Source organism: Rhodothermales bacterium (genome assembly GCA_040221055.1).
Lineage (GTDB): Bacteria > Bacteroidota > Rhodothermia > Rhodothermales > UBA10348 > 1-14-0-65-60-17.
Map to the genome: position 1 here is coordinate 275,840 of JAVJVN010000014.1, position 20,069 is coordinate 295,908.

Consider the following 20,069-nt stretch of genomic DNA (forward strand, 5'->3'; position numbering starts at 1 on the left):
CGACCGGTCCCATGTCGCTATGTTGCCGCCGGCCTGTCCACCCGATGACCTCCATTCAGCCTCTGCTTATGTGGCTGTTGTTGCGGCTTGTGGTGGTGCTGATTCTTGTATTTGCTGCATCCCGGCCGTCCCATGCACAAGCCGTTCCTGAAGGGCTGACCCGGGACGAAATCGGCGTGGTGTTCATGCCGCACGGCGCTGATTCCAGCTGGAACGCGGCCATGCAAAGCGCGCTGGCGCCGCTCTCCGAGCACTACACAACGGCCGATGCCTACAGCATGGCGGACACCGACAAGGTGGAGGCCGCCCTCCGCGAGCTTGAGGCCAAGGGGATGCGTGCCGCTGTGATCGTGCGGATTTTCTCGCTGGAAAGCAGTTTTCGGGCCGCAACGGAGTATATGATCGGGTTGGGGCCGGACCGGGACCACGCCAACCACACCACTCACACGCGGTCAGGCGGTCGCGGCGGGCATCATATGTCCCCGCATCGACGCATCGACACGCCGCTTGCGGTCGTCACGACGGGGGGAATGGAGGCGCATCCATTGCTTGGACAGGCCATGGCGGATCGCGTCCGGGCGCTCAGCACGCATCCGGAGCAGGAAACCGTCATCCTGACGGGTCACGGGGCGGCGACGGATGCTGACGACGCGCATTGGATGGACAATCTGGCGACCCTGGCGCGCATCATCCGGGAAGACACCGGTTTGCCCTTCCGTGACATCCGGATGGGCACATGGCGTGAGGACTGGCCAGAGAAGCGGGACTCCAGTGTGGTGCGCATCCGGCGTCTGGTCGAGGACGCCACACAGGATGGCGGAACGGCCCTGGTCATTCCGGTCCGGACCATCGGGCAGGGTCCGGAGGACCGCTGGCTGGAGGGCCTGGACTACCGGCTCGGCGAAGGCTTCGCCCCACACCCGGCATTCGTCAAATGGGTGGCCTCTGAAATCGAGGAAGGCGTCGCGGAATTGCTCTTCGATCAGTAGGTCCCGTTGTACGCAGCGGCACGTTGTTCGGGGGAGAGTCCCGGAACGGCGTTCAGGAACGCCACAGACCGGGCGCTCAATGCGTCATCTCCGGTTCGCCGGGCCATGGACGTGGCCTGACGGAACAGCGCCATGGCCGAAGAACGGCCCATGAAAACCGGGTGGCGTTCCGGGTTGAATTGGTTCATGGCGTTGTACGCCCGGTCGGCCGATGCGAGTTCAGTGTAAAGCAGCTCGACGTTGGCGTGATAATGTCCGGCGTCAGCCAGTTCTTCCAGTGTTTCCAGCGCAGCGGCTTCGTTCACCTCAAGTCCGCTTTCCTCGGTCCAAATGGATTGGGTGCGCTCGGCGACGGCCCGCAGGTACCGTGCATCTGCGTCCGTCGCGGCTGAGATGGCCGACCAGTCAAGTCCGCCGTCAGCGTCCCGGTATGCCGTAAATGATGGTCTCATGAGCACGTCCGTCAGCCATGCCGTGTAGATTCCGGCCTCACAGCCTCCGTTCCGGATGGAGCGCTCCATGAAGCGCCGCGCGACTTCGTGGTCGGGTGTTATTCCGGTATACCAGGATCCCGGACGCCCGCGGCCATATCGGCTGAGGGCCTCCGTCCGAGCGTAGCGGGTGTGCAGGTATGCGGCCGTTTCCTGCGCGCAGGCATCGCCCTGTGCTGCCCGGCGCATGATCCACACGGTTTCTGCGCGCTTGACGACCCAGTGGCCGTACTCCAATACGTGAGAGGGCGCTTCGAGCGCCACTTCCGTCGCGCGGTCCGGGGACGACGCCCCGTACCCGAGGACGACCAGGAGCGTGGACAGCAGGGCAAGCATCTTGAATTGGGTCATGTCAGCCGGTCTTCAGGTGATTCCATGGAATCGGTATCGGCGGGTTTCGGCGGATTTTCAAGGATGCGTGAAGGTGCCTGCGTATTTGCGTGTTGAGGCGAATGACTTCATAGGGCTTACGCATAGTGGCGCAGGTGCGCGCCGACGTGTATGATGAGGGCATCATTCCACGCACGCCATGCCGCTGCTCAGCCGCCTCCTCATAAAGACCGCCTTCGTTAATCTGTTTGCCGGACTGCTGTTGGGCGTGGTTTGGTCACATCCTTCCGTATTCCACCTGCTCACGGTGGGATGGCTCACACAGCTCATTTTTGGCGTGGCCTACTGGCTGTTTCCCCGGCACTCCAAGGAGGCGCCATTCGGCCGGTTCCGCCTGGTGGGAGCGGCCTGGGGACTGCTGAATGTCGGCCTCCTCCTGAGAGTCACCGCCGAGCCCCGCGCCAATGAAGCATACTGGGGCGGTGTTCTGGTTGCGTCAGCGGCGCTTCAGGCCGCTGCGTCCTTGCTGTTTGTGGTCTACTTCTGGAGCCGTGTGAGGACCAAATAACCATGCCGAAGCACAGCGTTCTTCTCGTGCGATGCGCGCTCCTCTGGTTCCTGGTGGGGGTTGGCCTGGGCGTGGCCATGCTCTTGTCCCGGGCGGACTTGGGCTGGTCCGGCGTGTGGCTCCTGCGCCCTGACCACGGCTGGATCATGCTCGCCGGGTTCATGGTGCAGCTGGCGCTCGGCGTCGCCCACTGGATTCTGCCTCGGACCCGCCACGTATCGCCCCCCGGCGCAGCTCGGTTGTGGACGGCCCTCGTGCTGTTGAATGCAGGGGTGCTGGTGTTGGTGGCTGGCCCGCTCATGCCCATCGGGCCGACACCCGGGCTCCTTTTGCACGCCGCCGGCATAGCCCTCATGGTCCACAGCCTCTGGCCGCGGATTCAGTCCATCGAGGTGCTGCGAGGGGAGGGTTCCTGATTCATGCCCCAATCTCCATCATCCCGAAACGACGACATCTGCACGGATTGTGGCAATCCGGTGCCGGTGTCCGCGGCCCTGTGCCCATACTGTGGAGCCGTGGGCCGCGCTGAATTGGCGCGGGTCGACTTCGTGGAGTTGGATATCGGGCATGCCAATATGACGTGGAAAGAGGCATCCGAGACGTTGCACGTTTTATTGGTTGATGCGCGCTCGGCGGCGATCCCGATTCTGCTCGTTATACACGGATATGGATCCAGTGGCCAAGGGGGAAGCATCCGGCAACACGTTCGGAAGTTGTGCCGCACACTGCAGAGCGATGGATCTATCGCCGGATGGATGCGCGGAGAAGACTTCGGTGCATCGTCAAGCTGGGCCACGGAATTGATCAAACGCTACCCCGGGCTCCGCCAGACACCGCATTGGAATGCCGCCAATCCAGGTATCACCCTGATCTCGCTTCCCGGATAGGGCGCTGACTTCACGGACGTGACAAATCCCTGACGACACCTGCCAATGCGCGCACTGGGGCTGCAAATGCGCATTTTATCGGGGTATCTAGTGCTCGTCCCGCCGGAATGGTGGGCCACTGAACTCTCCCCTCATTCAGCAGCAAGCACTACAATGCGTTTCTTCCCCTCCATCATGGTCGCCGTATTCCTGGTAGCGGTCGGCGTGGCCCCAGCGACTGTTCATGCTCAATCGACTACCGGTGTCTATTGGCTGGATTCCGGGCCAGAGCGTGGTCCCTACAATGACCAGACGCTGCGCCACGGTCATTATTCGGCCAGTGACGTCTTCTCGAATTCGGTTTTCTTGAGCCTTCCGAACTACAACGTTCCGATGGGGCTCGCTGTTGATGCTGGCGAAGGCAAGGTCTATACCAATCACCGCAGCCTCTTTACCGGAATTATCACCATCCGGAAAATGAACCTCGACGGCTCTGGCCTGGAGACGCTTCACACCTTCCCGGGTGGGGCATACGGCCAAATGGAGTTCAATCCGGCTGACGGCAAGTTGTACATTTTCAACGGTGCCAGCTTCGCGAGGATGAATGCCACTTCTGCCGCCATTGCGGCTGGCGGAGGCGTGAACGTCGAGCAAATCCCTTTTCCAGCTGGTTATTCAGTCACGCGAGGAGATATTGACCTTGTCAACGGTACGCTGGTCGTGATGAATACGGCTGCCCCCGGGAACTGGCCGTTCGTAGCCATCGATTTTGACGGATCCAACCCGACCCCGCTGGGAGCTGTTTGCCCTCCACATACCTGCTATCAGGGTTTTACGGTCGATGCCCGTTCCGAGAAGATCTATTACTCCCGCCGCGGACAAGGTGCTGACCCACTGGGCTACGTCTACGTCCAGAATTATGACGGCACGGATAACGTCCAACTCTTCGGTCCTTCGGGAAGCAATCAGTACCTGAATGCGGTGAGTTTGGCCATCGATTTCGAGGACGACAGGCTGTACATGGGAGTCGGTCGTGAAGGATTTGGCGCATACATGAGTCGGGGCAAGCTGGACGGCAGCCAGTTCGAGCTCCAGTACAATACAGGAGGGCTTGACGCGGCACCTGTGTTCGTTGCCCTTGGCTCAGTCCCGAGCGGCGGCGGCGGTGGTGGCCCGGTCGATACCGACGGTGACGGCGTTCCGGACGACGAAGACGCTTTCCCGAACGATCCGACGGAATCGGCGGACACGGATGGTGACGGCGTTGGCGACAACGGTGACGCATTCCCGAACGACCCGACGGAATCGGTTGACACAGACGGCGACGGCGTTGGCGACAACGGTGACGCATTCCCGAACGATCCGACGGAATCGGCGGACACGGATGGTGACGGCGTTGGCGACAACGGTGACGCTTTCCCGAACGATCCGACGGAATCGGCGGACACGGATGGCGACTCGGTCGGTGACAATGGAGACCTTTGTGCGGTCACCGTATACGACACGATGGAGCTCAACCCCAACCAGTGGGCGCTTCGAGAAGGGTCGACCAACTTCATTCAGGGAGTGAACCGGAAGGGCAAGTCGTCGGGTGGCTCCTACTCCATTACTGAGACAGGAGGCTGTTCCTGCTCGGACATCGTGGAGGCTGCTGGTCTTGGCCAGGGACACCTCAAGAAGGGTTGCTCGAACAGTGTCATGGCGGACTGGGCCGCGCACGTGGCCAGCACCTTGGGCAAAGGCGGTACGCCGTCCGCACCGCTGAGCCAGCGTCTGGATGCGAACCAGGAGCCTGCCAACGGTGCGCTTCCGACGGAATTCGTGCTGACCGGCAACTACCCGAACCCGTTCAATCCGCAGACCAGCATCCAATTCGGTCTGCCGGAAGCGGCCCACGTCACGCTCGCGGTCTATGACCTCATGGGTCGTCGGGTGCGGGTCTTGATTGACGGCACGATGTCGGCCGGTATGCACCAGGCGAGCTTCGATGCCGGGTCTCTGCCGAGCGGGGCGTATCTGTATCAGCTCACGACGCCTGCCGGAAGCATCACCAAAACCATGATGCTGCTGAAATAATCGAGGCCCTGAGGGGCACCGGTTCGCGGGCACACGCTACATTCCACCATGCGTATTCCCGCACAGCATCTGCTTTCGACGTGCTTATTGTGGATCCTGGCCAGCCTGGCGCCCATCGGGCGCCAGGCTGGCGCACAGGATACCACGGCCTTCCACACGATTGGAACGGACGAGGGCTTGTCCCACAATACGGCAGTCTCCCTGGAAATCACCGCACGGGGCGAGGTCTGGGTCGGGACGCTTCGCGGGTTGAACCGGTACGAGGGCACGAGGGTCGTTTCCTACTTCTCGGTATCGAACGACTCCAGGAGCCTTCCCGCATTCCGGGTCGATGCCATCAAGGAAACGTCAGCGGGCGATCTGTGGGTAGGCCTGTCTGGCGGCTTTGCCAAATACAGTGCACAGACAAATGATTTTGATCGGTTCGAGCTCGATACTCCGTTTCCGCCCATCGTCCACGATATCGAGGAGGGTCCGGACGGCATCCTGTACCTGGCCACGTGGACCGACGGACTCATAAAGTTCGACCCCGCAACCGGCGCGTCCGAACGGGTCTTCAAGGTGCCGCACGCGCAGCTGGACGGTCCCACCCAGGACGGACTGACCATCCGGGAAATTACCTTCACGGATCAAGGGACGGCCTGGGTAAGCAGCTACACCGGGGTCTATACGTTCCATGCGGACTCGGGCACCCTCGGCCACCCTGCATGGCCAACCGCCACGCTGGATCGGCTTGCGCGTATTCAATCCTTGTCTGTTCTGGACCTGGAGCAGGTCGTGCTTTTCGCGTCATTGAATGGCGTGGTAGCGGTCGACAAGGAAACCGGGCGGGCCGTCGATTACCTCATTCACCCGGATCCCCGGAATGACTGGAACTACGTCGGGGACATGAAGCAGGCATCGGACGGCAGCATCTGGTTGGCGACGGGCGGCGGTGTGGCCCGCTGGGTCCTGAATGAATCCCGAATCGATCGACTTGTCCCAAGCTCCCAGACGGGTGCGCTGCTGGACACCGGGAGGACGTTCGCTTTGGAATTGGATGACATCGGAGATGTCTGGGTCGGCACGTCGCGCGCCGGACTGCTGCAAATGGACCGGACATCCTACCCCGTTCCACGGGTCGAGACGGGGAATACGGAAGACCGTTCGTTGCCGGACGGTCATGTCTGGGCGGCCGCAGCGGGGTCTCCAACCGAAAACGGTTTCTGGCTGGGTATGCCCGAGGCGTTTGGATTCTGGGACGCACAAACGAATACGTTCCAGGAAACCCGGTTTGGCGGGCTCGGCGCATCGGGCGTCTCGGCCATTCATACGCAGGGTGACGGGACGTACATCCTGGCTACACGACGCCACGGCGTATGCCGGTTCAACCCCGCCACGCGTGCGTGCGGATCCCTTTTCAAAACAGCAGGGACGATCTACGCCATTGCACGGACGCCGGATGGCGATCTGTGGTTTGCCCTGTTCGGCCATTTGTACCGCTACACGCCAGAGACCGGCCTGCGCCGCGACTACATTGGCGCGCTGGGCGGATTGGGCTCGGCCGTGCCCTTGGTGATGGCCCTGCATGTGGACAAGAACGGCGTCCTGTGGGTGGGTATGGAATACGGTCTGGCGAAGTATGACGCTGCAAGCGACACATTCGTGCCCGAAGCCACGCAGCAGGACCGGCTCGTGGTGTCGGGTATCCATGAGGCCGGGGACGGAAGGCTTTGGCTCTCGGGGAACGATATTTTCCTGTACGATCCGGCAACCCGCACGCTGACACCCCGGTCGCTCCGCCCGGGAGAATTGTCAACCGGACAACTGACGGCCGCGGTTACCGACCTCCATGGGACGCTCTGGGTGGACATGGGCAGCTATTTATTGGCTCTCGAGGCGGATGGTGTCCGTGAGACCGGTCGCATTCCGCTGGCGACGGTCCGCCGGAATGTGGACTTCACGACAAGCGCTGCCATTCGTGCGCCCGATGGTCGCGTCCTGTTCGGATACCAAGGTGGTTTCCACATCTTCGACCCCGAGTCGGACTACACGCCGAAGCGGGACAGCCGGGTATCGATCGTGTCTTACACGGCGAATGGACAGGAGCACCGGCTGCTGGGAGGAGAAACTGTCCACGTGGACCACGGGACGCGGGTCATTTCCTTCACGTTTGCCACCACGGGTTACCTGCCGCCCTCAGAGCGCGCATTTGAAATACGCCTGGACGGATTCGAGTCGGAGTGGCGGGCAGTCCGGTCGTCCGACGTCACCTATACCAACCTCCCGCCGGGCCTCTTCACGCTTCATGTCCGGCGGATGGGCCTGATCCCGGGATCCGATGTGGCGGGAACTACGGTCACAATACAAGTCGCGCCTCCATGGTGGAGTCGTCCATGGTTCATCTTGCTGGTCGCGGTGTCCGGAATTGCGCTTTTGGTTGGCGTTGTCAAATGGCGCGAGCGGGACCTGGTCCAGCGGGGCGACATGTTGAATGCACTTGTTGTGCAGCGAACCGCTGAACTGGCCGAAAAGGCCGACGAGTTGCAGCGGGCCAACGAATTGAAGTCCCGGTTTTTCTCGAACGTCAGTCACGAGTTGAGGACGCCGCTTACCCTCATCAAAGGGTACCTGGAGGATGCGGAATCCACGGCACCCGATCCCCGGCTGCAGCGCGCCATCGGGCTGTCGGAGCGGCTCGATGCGCTCGTATCGCAACTGCTGGACCTGGCCCGCTCCGATGGCAAACGCCAGAAGCTGGAAGCGGCCGATGCGGACCTGGTGGCGTTCACGCATCGCATTGTATCGCATTTTTCGCATGCCGCGCGAAAGAAGGGCATCGACTTGACCTTCGAGCACGATCAGGCGGCGCTGTGGTCCCGGTTCGATGCCATCAAAATGGACCAGATCCTGTCCAATCTCATCGGGAACGCACTGAAATTCACGTCGAGTGGTGGATCCATCTGGGTCATTCTGAACGCGGTGGAGGAACGTACAGTGCGTTTGACGGTCGCCGACAGTGGTGAAGGCATACCGCCGACCCTGGTAGACCGGGTCTTTGAGCGGTTCTTCCAGGTGGATGACGAGCTGACGCGCACGCACGAGGGACTGGGGATCGGACTGGCGCTGACCCGCGATTTTGTGGAGCTTCACGGTGGTCGCATATCCGTTCAGTCCGAAGTCGGCTCGGGTTCGGTCTTCACCGCCGAGTTCCCCCAAATGCTGCTGCACGAGGGGCTGGCCGCATCGCACGCCCTGTACCACGATCTGTCCGAGTATGAACCGGGCCTGTCCGGTCCGAAAAAGAAATTGCTTGTGGTCGAAGACAATGCTGAACTGCGGGGCGTGCTTGCCCGGCAGTTGTCGGTGGACTTCGACGTCAGTACGGCTGCGGATGGTAGGGAGGGATGGTCGTTCATTCGTTCCAACGAGGTGGACCTGGTCCTTAGCGACGTCATGATGCCGGGCATGAGTGGGTTGGACTTGCTCAGGGAAGTCCGGGCGTCAGAAGCGCATGCCCACCTGCCCTTCGTCCTGCTCACGGCCCGATCGGGCGAGGATGCGCAGGTGGAAGGATTGACCGCACTCGCCGATGACTTTGTAGCCAAGCCGTACAGCTCACGCGTCCTGAAGGCCCGTTTGCTGAATCTGGCGCAGCGCGGCCGGGCCATTGCGCCAGCTGCGGCCGCGGCCGCCGCTGCCCAGCACCCCCTGTTGATTCAAATCCACGCGTACGTGCTTGAGCATATGGCAGACACCGATGTATCCGTACAGGACGTGGCCGATGCCGTGTTCATGAGTCCGCGTACGTTCCAGCGTCACGTCAAGGAGATCACGGGGGAATCGGCGGCATCCCACATCCGGTCCGTTCGTCTGGAGCATGCCCGAGAGCTGCTGGAGGAGGGGCATCTGTCCTCGGTGTCGGAAGCGGCGCATCGTACGGGGTTTGCGAATGTATCGCACTTCTCCAAAGTGTTCGAGGAGACGTACGGGTTGAACCCGAAATCGTACATGTCGTGAGAGGGTATGCGGCCACGCTGTTTGTATCTACGGTGGAACAAAGAATTCATTGCCGACATCAAGTGGTGACAATAATGATGCATAACCCTATGCGAACCACCATAAATCTTGACGACGCCCTGCTTGCAGAAGCACAGCGACTGACGGGAGAAACAGAGCGCACGTCCTTGGTCCGGGAAGGACTGAGGGCGCTGATTGAGCGCGAGAGTGCCCGTCGGCTGGCGGCCCTGGGGGGCTCGGCGCCCGAACTGGAAGACATTCCGCGTCGCAGGTCCCGCGAGTCATGATTCTGGTCGACACCAGCGTGTGGACTGACCACTTCCGGAAGCTCAACGCCCGCCTTGTCCATCTGCTTCAACTGAATCAGGTAGCCATTCATCCTTTTGTCGTCGGCGAATTGGCGTGTGGCAATTTGCCGGATCGGGTTGAAACGTTGCGCTTGCTGGATAGCCTTCCAACGGCGCCGGTGGCATCGGACCAGGAAGTGCGACAGATGATAGAACAACGTTCGTTTTACGGTATCGGTCTGGGTTGGGTTGACATGCACTTGATGGCCTCTGTGCTGCTTTTGCAAAACGGGCAGCTCTGGACCTTGGATCGTCGTTTGGCGGACGCGATACCCAAGGGATGATTTTTTACCCCGATTTTTGGTCGTTGCATCGCGATCTGGCGGGATCCGAGCGCAGGGGCACGGGTAGGGCCGGGTCGGAAACACCCGACCAAAATCGTTCAATACCCGATATGCCGATGTCCTGGACCCGATTCATGGGGTCAACCCTTTTGTTCGCCGCATCCCTGTTCATGGTGTCCTGCTCCTCCGATTCCGGAGCCGACAATCCCGATGAGGCCGTTTTCCGGGTGGAGGCCTGCGGCGACGAATCGTTCCGCATTTTACTGAGGGATCCGGATCTGATCGCCCAGGCCGAGGCCCAGATCGGCGCCGAAAACCCGAAGATCGTGAATGGTGCCCTCGTGGCCGGCGATGGAGGGTTCAACGAACCCTGGAGTTGGCACATGGACCCGACGTCCATTGAATTCGTGGACATGACCATAGAAGTCTGCGACGGCTGCCCCCATATGGTCGAAGAGGATCTGGATCAATGGATCAACGTGGTTGGGCGCTACTGCTCGTGGTCGTCCAAGGTGGTGGAGCGCATCCGCTGACTTGCCCCGTCCCCGTTCTCGTCCCTTGACCAGGTGCGAGTCGTGTAAAGAGCCTGCATCTTTTCCACTTCGTACGATACGGTTCGCCGCAGGAAGTCCGGTTCCAGGACTTCCGCATCGCTCCCGAAGGACAGGATCCAGCGACGCACGTCCACAATGCCGGTGACGGTCAGATCGACCTGCAACGAGCCGTCCGGAAGGTCCGTCATGACCTGTGAGTCGTGCCAGCGGTCCTCTTTTATCCACCGGGCCACCCACGGACTGAAGCGGACCTTGACCGGGTAGGACTCCTTGTCCTTGAACATGCCGAACATGGACCCGAGGAAGGCCTCCAGGTCGAATCCCTCCTGGACGTCGAAATACACATCCAGGGGTTCGATGGAGCGGATCCGGTCCATGCGGAAGATGAGGACATCTTGTCGCGTATGGCAAAAGGCAATCAGGTAGCCTCGTCCATCGCGGGAAACCAGTCGGTACGGGTCCACATCCCGCTCCGACTCGGCATCCCGGTACATGGTGAAATAGCGGATCCGCACCGTCTGCGTTTGTTCTATGCACGCGCTGAAATCTTCCAGCCATGGGAGGGGCGTTTCGGGCGCGGGGCCCCGCAGGATGGACAGGCTGGGCGCAAACGTTCCGAGATCCGGGTCGGCCAGGTCGGGCATGAGCTCACGGACCCGCTGGAGAACCCGGTCCACGGCCTCGGCGAAGGGGGCGGCACCGAAGGTGGTCAGCACTTCCTTCGCTACACGTATGGCGGCCAGTTCGGATTTGCGGATCCGGGGTACGGGGAGTTCCCCGGTTGCTTCGGTGAGTTCGAAGCTCCGCGTCTGGTAATTGTATTCGATGGCGTGTCCGAGCGCGCGCATCTGTTCCAGGTCCTGCATGACCGTACGACGGCTGACCTGGAACTCCTCGGCGGCATCGTTGGCATTGAACCGGCGGCCAGCCACCAGCCATTCACGCAATTGCAGTTGACGCCATGCTTGTGGATGCGTCAGAGTATTTCGGGGCATGAGGGGAGGGTTGAGGGATGATGGCCGATCCATCAACCTATGCAACCAGGTGTACAGCCCGACTTCACACCCGGAAACGTCCCTGTTTGATGGACCAATCCAACTCCCTAAACGGAACTTCCCCGTGAAATACGACGCGCCAGGACCGTGGCCAGCAAAATGGTGACCACAACGAGTTGCGCCGCGACGGTCTCCATGCTCGGATAGACACCCAGAAGGGAAAACCGGAGCGGCGCATCGAGGACCGTGACCGACACCATACCTGCCTCCTGCAGGGCGTGGATGCCCTTGCCGGCGAGCATCACACACAGGACCGCCATCACGAGCGACGAGTACCGGAAGACCTGGCGGACCGGCAAGCGCATGGAATGCCGGAGGGCCAGGGGAGCCAGCGCAAGGATGAGCGCAATGGCCGACACGGCGCCACCCACGACCGCCAGTTTGTGCCCGTCTCCCTGCTCCAGTGTCAGGGCCGACAGGAACAGGACCGATTCGAACGCCTCCCGGAATACGGCGAAGAAGGCAATGGAGGCCAATCCGACCAGGCTTCCTGTCCCCAGTTTGTGGAGGATGCGCTCTTCAATGAAGGCCCGCCATTTCTTCGATTCGGTCATGCTGTGCAGCCACAGGCCGACATACATGAGCACCCCGACCGCCAGTAGCGCAATCACTCCTTCCATGATTTCACGCTGCGCCGCACCGATCTGGAGCAGCCAGTCCGAAAGGACCCACCCGGCGACACCGACGCCGACGGCGGCCATCCACCCGGCATGCACCCACCGGGCCGCGCGGGCCTGATTCGCCGCCTGAAGCACACTCAGAATGGCCAGGATGATCAGGAACGCCTCAAGTCCCTCGCGCAGCAGGATGGAGGCCGCCACCAGGAACGAGAACCAATACGACCGCGGCCCCGAATCCAGGACGTCCCGTGTCGCTTCAATGGTCGCATGGGCCCGGGCCACGGCAGCCGCGACATCACCCGCGTCCGCGAGCTGTTCGATTCCCGACCGGACGTCCATCATCCGACTCTCCAGCTCGATGAGCAGCGTCCTGTCCCGGGCTCCGATGGCCGGCTCGACGGGTTCAATGCCTTCCAGGTACGCCGCCAGTGCATGCTGGCGCGCCGCACCCGGATTTCCGGACCGGTAGGCGGCCAGCGCCTGGTCCAATTGCTGGGCGGCCAGGTCCAATCCGGTGCCGGATTCGAGCGTGGGCGTATGGGTCCGGAGCGCGGACACCGCCGCTTCTGCAGGAATGGCCGTTGGACGGTCCGCGGTCGCCAGATGCGCCGCCAGCGCCACGTCATCCAGCATGGCTACCTGTTCGAGCGTCGCCGGGATTTCGGACACATCCCCGAGCGGATCGTTATTCCCATCATCACCCGATCCTGCAGTCCCGCTGTGCGCCAGGGATTTGACGAAGAACGCCACGTCCCAGACCTCCTGATCGGAAAGCATGGAGTACGCAACCATGGAGGTGCCGTCAACGCCGAGACGGATGGTATTGTAGGCCTGGAAAGGAGATATGGATGCGATGCGCTCGCCGCTGTTGAACACCGTGGGTGCCGGGTCCAATCCGGCTGCCTGGACCCCGTCTGCGGCACCCCCGGCGCCGTGGCACGCCGCGCAATACTGCTGGTAGATACGTTCCCCGGATGCCAGGTCAGGCCATGCGGCAGGCGCCCGAAGGACATCCGTTCGTCTGAGGATTTCGTTCCGTATGGAGCGCGCCAGGCTCGCTACCGAGTCCGGATGCGCCTTCGCGTCTACCTGACCGGCCAATCGATCGAGCCGGGTCTGCAGTGCATGGGCCTCGTCGAGCGCGTCCGCTTCCACCAGATCGTCGAGAAGTGCCCGCGCCGTTGCCGCGAAACTGACCATTTCTGCGAACTCGGCCTCGTTGACGATGTCGCCATCCTGAACCGCCACGGCGTAATCGGCAGCCATGTAATCCAGGACATGCACCAGCGAACGGGTAACGGACTCCGGGGACTGTGCTGCGGCGTGGTCGGGACGCCCCGCAGAAGCGGCCAGCACGAGCAGGAGCAAACAACAGGAAGGGAGACGCACGAGCGTTTTCGGGGCTTATTTAGACCGGGTCCAAATATACGTCGGGGCTGCCCGTCATGCCATCCGCAACACACAGGTGGCACTCATCCCGAACCGACATCCCGCTCGCGGCGCCTCCGTAGGGCGCGGGACCAGACAATCACACGAGTTCCGACATGCGCACACGCATCGCATCCTTTGCATTCCTGCTGTTCCTTGCATCATCCGCCACGGCGCAGGAGTCCATCACGGCCGTCTATGCCGAGACGCCTCCCCGCATTGACGGTGTGCTGGACGACCCCATCTGGGATCTGGCCCCCGTTGCCGACCGCTTCGTGCAACGCGAGCCGAATGACGGAGCGGAGCCGACGCATCCGTCGGCCATGCGGATTGCCTTCGATGAAGAGAACCTCTATTTCGGGCTCAGCTTCTACGATTCGGAACCGGAGCTCATCCGGGCGCGCAACCTGGAGCGGGGCGGTCCCAACGGAAACGATGACATGTTCTGGTTGCTCATCGATACGTACAACGATGATCGCAACGCCTACCTGTTCGAAACGAACGTTCTGGGGACGCAGGACGATGCCATCATTTCGGACGAGAGTATGCAGCACAGCGACTGGCAGTGGGACGGCATTTATCACAGCGAGGGGCGGATAGCAGAGGACGGCTGGCATGTCGAGCTGGCCATCCCGTTCAAGACCATCCGGTTCGACAACAAGGAGGAGTTGACCATGGGCGTGGCGCTCATGCGGTTCCTGAACCGCACCGGTGAACGATCCATGTGGCCGCATATTCCCCGCTCGTACTCCGCCGGAATTTTCCAGGTGTCCCAATATGCGGATCTGAGAGGGGTCCGCAATGTCGAGCGTGGCCGGAACGTGCTCATCAAACCCTTCATCATCACGGGAGCGCAGGATGTGCGCACGTCGGGCACGTCGGTGACGGACACGCAGCAGGACGTTGGATTGGACGTGAAGTGGGCCGTCAATCCGAACGTGACGGTCGACGTTACCCTGAATACGGATTTTGCCCAGGTCGAGTCCGACAACGTGCAGCTGGACCTGACCCGGTTCAACCTTTTCTTTCCCGAGAAACGGGAATTCTTCCTGGAGCGTCAGGCCCTGTTCACGCTCGGCAATACCGGGGAGACCGAAACCTTCTTCTCCCGTCGGATAGGCATTTCGAATGATATCCTGGCCGGGGCCCGGGTCGTGGGCCAGTTCGACCGGTTGTCCGTGGGCGTCATGAACATCCAGACGGAAGCCAATGATATCCTGGATGCGACGAACAATACCGTCCTGCGCCTGCGCGCCGATGTGTTCGGGCGTACCACCGTCGGTGGCATCCTGACCAACCTTGAGCAGGGCGACCGGTTCAATCGGGCGTTCGGGGTCGATGCGCGCAGTCGTTTCATGGGCAACAGTGAGGCATCCGCCTGGTATACGCGGGTGGAAGACTCCAATCCGCTGGCATCCGATGCCGCAGGTGCGATTGCCCTGTCGTGGCGCCGCGCAGACTACCAGATCGGGGTGAATCATACGCAGGTCGGCAAACGGTTCAATCCGGCGCTGGGCTTTGTCAGCCGTCGGGACATGAAGCGGTACCAGGTCAACGCTGGATACAACCCGCAGGTAAACGGGAAATGGGTGCGGGCCTGGTCGGTTTCGGGTGTCGGTGCGCTTGTGAATGGCCAGGACAACGAGCTGCAATCATCGGACGTGCAGTTGAACGGCCAGGTCCACCTGCAGTCCAACGACATGCTGCTGTTCAACGCCGGGCAGAACTTCGAACGGCTCGAACACTCGTTTTTCGTACGTCCCGATGCCGAAATCCTGGCGGGAGATTACACGGCACGTACCGTGGCAGCCGGGATCCAATCCGACAACAGCCGATTCCTGTCCGGTCGGGCCATTGTCCGGACGGCCGAGTTCTTCGGGGGCGACCGGATGGCGTATCAGTTCGGGTTTGGTGTTCGGACGGGAAAGTACTTGAACTTCGACGCCATCATGACGCACAACCGGTTCGATCTGCCCATCCCGAACGGCGAGTTCACGGCGACCTCATTCGGCATGAACATCAACGCGGCCTGGAGCCGGAAGCTGTTCGCCAAGGCACTCATCCAGTACGACAACTTCTCCGGCAACGTGCAGGCCAACATCCGGATTGACTGGATCCATTCGCCTGGCGCGGACCTGTTCCTCGTTTTCAACACCAACTACAACATGCTGAACGCCGAAGACCAATTCGACGTGCGCGCCGCCACGCTCAACAACCGGGTCGGCGTCGCCAAGCTGACATACGTGGTGCAGTTGTAAGGAGATCGTGTAACCGCGTACAGGTGGACCTGTCAGGTCTGGCCAGTGGGGTCTATATTTACAGGCTCAGTGCTGGCGCTTCAGTCCTGACTCGAACCTTGCAATTGCTGAAATAGGCACGGCAGAGCTTTTCGACGTCCCGATGGGCGTAACCCCCTAACCAATCTCCATTGTGAGAACACACGCCGCGCTGCTGTGCATGGTGTTCGTTGCCGCCTTCGCGGCGGGAACGGCATCGGCGCGCCAGGTTCCTGTGTTCGAGCGGTTGTCCGTGACAGATGGGTTGTCGCATCCCAAAATCAACGGCCTTGCGTTGGATGAACAGGGGTTCCTTTGGATAGCCACCGGGGGCGGACTTGATCTGTACGACGGAATCCGTGTTCGCCATCTTGCAACGGGAAAGCCGCCTGGTGGGTATTCCTCGTCGGTCGGGCCGCTTCTGCTTGGCCGCGAAGGGATGATGTTCGCAGGGACGGAATGGGGGATCATGATGATCGACCCTTCAACGTTCACGTCAACCAGATTTCCGTATTCGTTTCCCAGCGGCGGCGCGCCCGTGGCGCTTGCAGAAGACGCCAACGGGGGAATCTGGGTTGCCGCGTGGACGGACGGATTGCAGATCCTGGATCCGGATTCGGGGGTGTTCACGCGCAAAATGTCCGACTCGCTGCAGGCCCTGGACGTGGTACGTGGACAGGATGACTCCATGTGGATTGCGACGGCGACCGGCCTGGCCAGGCTCATGCCGGATGCCGATGAATTCACGTTCATGCGGTACGATTCAGAAAGGCCGCATTCCATCCGGTCGGACCGGGTCCGCCGAATAACGGTGTCGGACGATGGCCGGATATGGGTTGGAACGGAGTCAGGTCTGGACGTACTTGATCCACGGAGCGGGGTGTTTTCACCTGTGGATGTTGGAACCCGGTCGGACAAGATGATCGCCGATCTGACGTGGGACGTCTCCGGCACGCTCTGGATTGGCTACGATGACGCATTGGTTTCGCTGGACGCGGACTCGGGTGACTATCATGTGTTTGAACATGCCCCGGGTGACCCTGAACGTATGGTGGCCGGTCGGATTACGGCCATCCAGACCCTTTCGGGCGGAGGGCTGGCGGTCGGCTCCGATAGATCGGGGTTGAGTCTGTCGTCACTGAATGCAGCTGCCTTGACCCGGGTGTCGAAGACGAGTGACGCAAGGTGGGAATTCCTCGGCTTGGTGGGCGCATTCTCTGAACTTCCGGATGGCAATGTGCTGGTCGGCGGAAGCGAAGGATTGTTCAAATACCGCCCGGCCGACGGGTCGGTCGAAATGCTGGCAGACGTAGTAACATTGACCGGGGGATCATCCATCAACGTGCTGCACGTCACGCGCGACGGGCACGTATGGATGGGCACGGAGGGCGCGGGGTTCGGACAGTTGGACATGGTTTCCCTGACCTTCAACTCGATTCCCTCTACCCGTCGGGACGAAGCCTTCGTCTATGATATCCAGGAAGATCCGGACGGCATTATCTGGGCCGGCACGTTCGGCGGCTTGATTTCCGCCGCGTCACACGGGGAACGATTGGATGCGTATCGCCATGATGACGGATCCGGTCTGGCCGCCAACTGGGTGTCCCAGTTGGACTTGGACGCAAACGGCAATCTGTTGATAGGCACAAATCTTGGATTGAGCATTCGTGGCCGGACATCGGGTACGTTTCGTCACATTGGATACGGTGAGGGCGTGACGCTTCGGAATGCAGGTATTGTCAGCGGGTTGTGGGCGACGCCAGAGGGCATCTTCCTGGCGACGGGAGGCGCGGGACTGATCGAATTGAACCCATCCGATTGGACGGGGCGACAGTGGGACGTCGATGCCGAGCTCTCCGCGGTGATCGAAGACCGGAACGGGTACATTTGGCTCCAGAGCCCTTCCGGATTCACGCGTCTGGACCGGTCATCCGGAGAAACCATCCGGATCGCGTCAGACGTGGGTGTCATGCCCTTTGATTTTGCATTGGGTGCGTATACCGCCACGACGGGTGGCGATCTGCTTTTTGGAACACAGAACGGATTTTTTGTCCTCGACCCTGAACAATTGGCCGGCAACAATGACGTTCCGCGAGCCAGCCTGGCCGGTGTAACCGTACGGGGTGCGCATGTGCGTACGGAAAATGGTCAGTTGGTCGCTCCGGTTGCCAGCGGAGACATGCCCGTTGTTTTCCAGTATGCTCCCGACATCTATCCAGGCAACAAGCCCTTTGCGCTCGTCTACCGTCGTGCCGATGCTTCGGAGCCCTGGATTCGTCTGGAGGGTCCAGTCGGAGATCTGACATTCAATTCGTTGCCCACAGGAGAATTGGTCTATGAAGCGGCATTTCAATCCGTTGACGGCCGGGTCGGGGTCCCGGCCACCATCGCACTTACGGTCCTTCCGGTGTGGTACCGGAGTTGGTGGTTCACCACACTGTCGTTCTTCGGCGTGGCCCTGGCCGGATCCGGCGCAGTGGCGTACCGTGTACGAAGCATCAAACGTGACAATATCCGCCTGGAGCAGGTCGTAATAGATCGGACGGCGGAACTGGAGGACAAGCGCCTGCAGCTGGCAGAGCGGAACGACCAGTTGGCCGCATTGGACGAAATGAAGTCCCGGTTTTTCATCAATATCAGCCATGACTTCAGGACACCTCTTACGTTGATCCTCGGACCCCTTCAGGATTTGATCGACGCATCCGAAGGGGAAGAAAAGCAGTCCATCGAACGCGCGTTGCGGAACGGTCAGCGCCTGTTGCGACTCATCAATCAGGTCATGGACCTCGCCAGACTGGAGGCCGGAGCATTCACACTTGAGGTCGTGCCGACGGACGTGCGTGACCTGGCGCGCAAGACGCTGGGGGCGTTTGAGAGTATTGGTGCGCTGCGCCGCATCCAGACCGGGCTGTCAGGAGGTGACGAGCCCTTGGTGGTCGGCGTAGACCCGGCACAGGTGGAGGTTATTCTCCTGAATCTGCTTTCAAATGCCTTCAAGTATACCGAACCGGGTGGAACGGTATGGGTGGACGTGCGTGCGGTCCATGAGGACGGCGTGTCGATCTCAGTCACGGATTCAGGGATCGGCATACCCGAAGAGCATTTGCCGTATCTGTTTGATCGGTACTACCGGGTACGAGCGCCCATGGGAGACCTGCTGCCCGGGTCGGGCGTCGGCTTGGCGTTGGTGCATGAGTTGGTTGAATTGCACCAGGGCAGCATTTCCGTTGTCAGTCGCGTGGGTGAGGGGAGTGGGACGACGTTCACGATTACCCTTCCGTCCCTGCCTTGGGAGCACGGTCCGAGACCTTCCGCGCGTCCCGAGTACGAGGGGTATTACGATGTTTTCGGCGCTGCCAGTGACGCTCGGGATGTAGCTCATGAAGGCGATCGTCCGACGGTCCTGGTCGTGGAGGATCACGGCGACTTGCGGGCCTACATCCGTGAGCATCTGGATACTGCATATGCCGTCGCTGAGGCTGCGGACGGTGAGGATGGACTTGCCTTGGCCATTGAACTGGTGCCTGATTTGATCATTTCGGACATCATGATGCCGCGCAAAGACGGACTGACCCTGGTTCGCGAGCTCCGGAGCGATACACGAACCAGCCACATTCCGGTCATCCTGCTCACCGCGCGCGCCGATGTGGAGAGTCACATTGAGGGTGTGGAAACCGGAGCCGATTCGTTTCTGCCAAAACCGTTCAACGCGCGCGTCCTGAAAGCGCAGATCGCTTCCTTGCTGGAGCGTCGAAACCTGCTCTGGAATGCGTACAGGCAAGGAACGCTGCACGAACCTGACGACCCCGTCGTTTCCGCCCTGGATACGGCATTGGTGGAGCAGATTTCGTCTTTCGTGGCGTCGCGGTTGTCCGACCCCGATTTCAGCGTGGATGAACTGGCCGAGTATTGCGGGATGAGTTCGCGACAGCTCTCCAGGAAAATGGCGGTCGTGTTGGATACGTCGCCTGGTTCCTACATCCGGACGCAACGAATGCGCGAGGCTCAGCAGTTGTTGTCGGACCCGAATTCATCTGTAAAGGAGGTATCGTTCCGTGTCGGATTCCGGAGCGAGACGCATTTCTCGAAGCAGTTCAAAGAAGCGTACGGTGTGACGCCAGGCAACTGGTCCCGGCGTTGAAACGCGCATTTGGAGCCAATCTGTCCGGATACCATAGGCATTTGT

14 protein-coding genes are annotated in these 20,069 nt (G+C 61.0%); 10 read left to right on the plus strand and 4 right to left on the minus strand.

Annotated features, from left to right (window positions below; genetic code table 11):
- The first annotated feature begins 44 nt into the window (after nucleotides 1–44).
- Nucleotides 45–989 carry a hypothetical protein gene (locus tag RIE53_08865; GenBank protein ID MEQ9104796.1) on the plus strand — a complete coding sequence of 315 codons (945 nt, stop codon included), beginning with the start codon at nucleotides 45–47 and terminating at the stop codon, nucleotides 987–989.
- Here RIE53_08865 and RIE53_08870 read toward each other — a convergent pair.
- A complete protein-coding gene (locus RIE53_08870) occupies nucleotides 983–1,831 on the minus strand; it encodes a hypothetical protein (protein ID MEQ9104797.1) in 849 nt (282 codons plus the stop codon). The two genes, RIE53_08865 and RIE53_08870, sit on opposite strands and share 7 nt — an antisense overlap.
- 178 nt (nucleotides 1,832–2,009) lie before the next feature.
- On the opposite strand from RIE53_08870, the gene RIE53_08875 reads away from it, so the two are divergent.
- On the plus strand, nucleotides 2,010–2,378 hold the full coding sequence (locus RIE53_08875; protein MEQ9104798.1) for a hypothetical protein: 369 nt from the start codon (nucleotides 2,010–2,012) through the stop codon (nucleotides 2,376–2,378).
- Nucleotides 2,379–2,380: 2 nt separating this feature from the next.
- Nucleotides 2,381–2,794 (plus strand): hypothetical protein, encoded by a 414-nt coding sequence (locus tag RIE53_08880; GenBank protein MEQ9104799.1) that lies wholly within the window; start codon nucleotides 2,381–2,383, stop codon nucleotides 2,792–2,794.
- 18 nt (nucleotides 2,795–2,812) lie between these two features.
- Here RIE53_08880 and RIE53_08885 read toward each other — a convergent pair whose 3' ends face one another.
- On the minus strand, nucleotides 2,813–2,947 hold the full coding sequence (locus RIE53_08885; protein MEQ9104800.1) for a hypothetical protein: 135 nt from the start codon (nucleotides 2,945–2,947) through the stop codon (nucleotides 2,813–2,815).
- A 492-nt stretch (nucleotides 2,948–3,439) separates the two neighbouring features.
- Between RIE53_08885 and RIE53_08890 the strand changes: the two genes are divergently transcribed.
- The 5 genes from RIE53_08890 (at nucleotide 3,440) to RIE53_08910 (ending at nucleotide 10,483) form a co-directional block, all read left to right on the plus strand.
- A complete protein-coding gene (locus RIE53_08890) occupies nucleotides 3,440–5,320 on the plus strand; it encodes a T9SS type A sorting domain-containing protein (protein MEQ9104801.1) in 1,881 nt (626 codons plus the stop codon).
- Between the two features lie 48 nt (nucleotides 5,321–5,368).
- Nucleotides 5,369–9,319 (plus strand): ATP-binding protein, encoded by a 3,951-nt coding sequence (locus tag RIE53_08895; protein MEQ9104802.1) that lies wholly within the window; start codon nucleotides 5,369–5,371, stop codon nucleotides 9,317–9,319.
- An 89-nt stretch (nucleotides 9,320–9,408) separates the two neighbouring features.
- Nucleotides 9,409–9,606, plus strand: coding sequence for a type II toxin-antitoxin system VapB family antitoxin (locus tag RIE53_08900; protein ID MEQ9104803.1), 198 nt, complete (start codon nucleotides 9,409–9,411; stop codon nucleotides 9,604–9,606).
- A complete protein-coding gene (locus tag RIE53_08905; GenBank protein MEQ9104804.1) occupies nucleotides 9,603–9,950 on the plus strand; it encodes a type II toxin-antitoxin system VapC family toxin in 348 nt (115 codons plus the stop codon). Before RIE53_08900 ends, RIE53_08905 begins: the two co-directional genes overlap by 4 nt.
- Nucleotides 9,951–10,084: 134 nt before the next feature.
- Nucleotides 10,085–10,483: a hypothetical protein gene (locus RIE53_08910; protein ID MEQ9104805.1), complete on the plus strand. Its 399-nt coding sequence runs from the start codon at nucleotides 10,085–10,087 to the stop codon at nucleotides 10,481–10,483.
- Here RIE53_08910 and RIE53_08915 read toward each other — a convergent pair.
- On the minus strand, nucleotides 10,441–11,499 hold the full coding sequence (locus RIE53_08915) for a WYL domain-containing protein (protein MEQ9104806.1): 1,059 nt from the start codon (nucleotides 11,497–11,499) through the stop codon (nucleotides 10,441–10,443). The genes RIE53_08910 and RIE53_08915 overlap by 43 nt on opposite strands.
- Nucleotides 11,500–11,606: 107 nt before the next feature.
- Nucleotides 11,607–13,568, minus strand: coding sequence for an FTR1 family protein (locus RIE53_08920; protein ID MEQ9104807.1), 1,962 nt, complete (start codon nucleotides 13,566–13,568; stop codon nucleotides 11,607–11,609).
- 155 nt (nucleotides 13,569–13,723) lie between these two features.
- Between RIE53_08920 and RIE53_08925 the strand changes: the two genes are divergently transcribed.
- Nucleotides 13,724–15,865: a DUF5916 domain-containing protein gene (locus tag RIE53_08925; GenBank protein ID MEQ9104808.1), complete on the plus strand. Its 2,142-nt coding sequence runs from the start codon at nucleotides 13,724–13,726 to the stop codon at nucleotides 15,863–15,865.
- Between the two features lie 172 nt (nucleotides 15,866–16,037).
- A complete protein-coding gene (locus RIE53_08930) occupies nucleotides 16,038–20,024 on the plus strand; it encodes a response regulator (GenBank protein ID MEQ9104809.1) in 3,987 nt (1,328 codons plus the stop codon).
- Nucleotides 20,025–20,069 lie beyond the last annotated feature (45 nt).